At 70.4% G+C, this 1,995-nt stretch carries 4 protein-coding genes; 1 reads left to right on the forward strand and 3 read right to left on the reverse strand.

The genetic code is table 11. The annotated features are described in order from the left end of the window. Positions 1-53 precede the first annotated feature (53 nt). The 3 genes from AC1MIR_RS25010 to AC1MIR_RS25020 all read right to left on the reverse strand — a co-directional run bounded on the left by AC1MIR_RS25010 (position 54) and on the right by AC1MIR_RS25020 (position 1,654). On the reverse strand, positions 54-224 hold the full coding sequence (locus AC1MIR_RS25010; protein ID WP_480030886.1) for a hypothetical protein: 171 nt from the start codon (positions 222-224) through the stop codon (positions 54-56). Between the two features lie 4 nt (positions 225-228). Continuing rightward, positions 229-1,200, reverse strand: coding sequence for a Bug family tripartite tricarboxylate transporter substrate binding protein (locus tag AC1MIR_RS25015; RefSeq protein ID WP_480030887.1), 972 nt, complete (start codon positions 1,198-1,200; stop codon positions 229-231). Positions 1,201-1,321: 121 nt separating this feature from the next. Continuing rightward, a complete protein-coding gene (locus tag AC1MIR_RS25020; protein WP_480030888.1) occupies positions 1,322-1,654 on the reverse strand; it encodes a hypothetical protein in 333 nt (110 codons plus the stop codon). A 119-nt stretch (positions 1,655-1,773) separates the two neighbouring features. Here AC1MIR_RS25020 and AC1MIR_RS25025 point away from each other — a divergent pair. After that, positions 1,774-1,995, forward strand: a 222-nt coding sequence (locus tag AC1MIR_RS25025; RefSeq protein ID WP_480030889.1) for a helix-turn-helix domain-containing protein, incomplete at its 3' end; no start/stop codon positions are given.

Here is a 1,995-nt window from a genome sequence, read left to right on the forward strand (position 1 = left end):
GGAAGGGGCGGAAAAGTCAAGCGGGAAGGGCCTTTTGGATATGCGGTAACATATTACCGCATTCCTCCCCCGCCCCGGGGGGGGGCCCCCCCCCCCCCGCCCTCTGTCCACCTGAGCAGCGGCTCGAACACCAGCGTCTTCAGCGTCAGGACGCTGGTGTCGTCGGTCACCCGCGTCGCGGGCAGGAAGCGGCACTTCTCCGCCGCGATGGTGAGGTGGCGCAAGGCGTCAGGCGGGATCGAAGCGGCTCAGGATCGGCGCCCACTTCCGCTCCTCGGCTTGCATGAAGGCCAGGTGCTGCGCGGGGCTCGAGGGGATCGTGTCCACGCTGAACTTCTGCTCGAACTCCGCCACATTCGCCGGGTTGGCGAAGACCTTGTCGAAACCCTCGCGGATCTTCGCCACCGCCTCGGCCGGGATGCCCTTCGGCGCGAAGAGGCCCATCCAGGAGATCACGCTGAAGCCCGGCACGCCGGCCTCGGCCACGGTGGGCAGGTCGGGCAGCGACTTGGCGCGCTGCTCGCCCGTCACTGCCAGGCCGCGCCACTGGCCGGTGAGGACCGGCTGCACCGAGGTGACGAGGGTGTTGAACATCACCTGCACATTGCCGTTCGTCAGGTCGGTCCGCGCCAGCGCATCGCCGCGATAGGGCACATGCGTCATCTGTGTCCCGGTCATGCTCATGAACAGCTCGCCCGAGAGATGGATCGAGCCGCCGGCGCCGGCGGAGGCGAAGTTCAGCTTGCCTGGATTGGCCTTCAGATGGGCGATGAACTCCGGCACCGTGCGCGCCGGCACCGAGGGATGCACGACCAGCACGTTGGGGGAGGAGAACATCAGCCCCAGCGTGTCGAAGTCCCGCTCCCAGCGGAACGGCGTGTCCTTGATCAGGTAGCGCGTGTTGATGATGTTCGGCCCGGTGGCGAGCAGCGTGTAGCCGTCCGCCGCGCGGCGCGCCGCGGCGTCCACGCCGATGTTGCCGCCGGCGCCGGCGCGGTTGTCCACCACGATCCGCTGCGGCATCTCGCGCGAGAGCGCATCGGCGAAGGCGCGCGCCTGGTTGTCCGTGCCGCCCCCGGGCGGAAAGGGCACGATGATGCGGATCGGCTTGTCCGGGAAGCTGCCCTGCGCCAGCGCGGGCAGGGCGAGAAGCGAGGTGGCGCCGGCCAACAGGAAGCGGCGTGAGGTCGTCTGTCGCATCGTTCGTCTCCCAGCTTGCGGGCCGCAGTCTTCCGCAGCGCGCGTCCGGGCGCAACCGATGCATCGGCTTCGCACGCGAAGCGGCAACCATCCGTCGCCGCGGCGCGCGCGGCGCGAAGGATCAGCTGACCGGCGGCCCGCAGCGGCGCCAGGTGCGCTCGATGGTGCCGGAAGAGGCTTCCGCCAGCATCAGGTCTTCGCCGCGCAGCTGCAGCCGCACCTGGCCGCCGCCGCCGGGCTCGCCGGCCGGCGCGGCATAGCTGAAGCCGTGTCGCGTGTAGTCTCCGCTCATCCGCACGCCGCCCGGCGAGACGAGATTCGGGCCCTGGATGGTCATGCGCAGACCGCCCTCGGTGCACCAGGCGCCATCTATGGAATCGGCTCGGGCCGCGCCGGCGGCGAGCAGCAGCGCGCCGCCGCACAGCAGCGCGGCGAGGGAGCGGGCGAGGGGCATGGGCGGGCCTCCGTGTCGGCGATGTCAGGCTGGATGTCGTTGCTATGGAGGTTGTCTCTCCGGGGCCGCGTTGGAAGGCTGTGGTTGCGAGGCCGACGACCACCAACCCGGAGCCCCGGATGGACGCCCATGAGAATGCGCGCACCACGCCGCATAGTCGAATGCTGATTGTCACGCGCCCGGCCGCGGGCCGGACCGTCGCCGCGGTGGCCGCGGCGGTCGGCACCAGCCCGCGCACCGTGCGCGAATGGCGCGCCCGATGCGCAAAGTCGGAATCGCCGGAACGGCAGGTCGGCCGATCGATTGTCGGCGACGGCCTGATCCATGTTCATGGATCAGGC

It is taken from the genome of Falsiroseomonas sp. RANM36, from assembly GCF_056682175.1.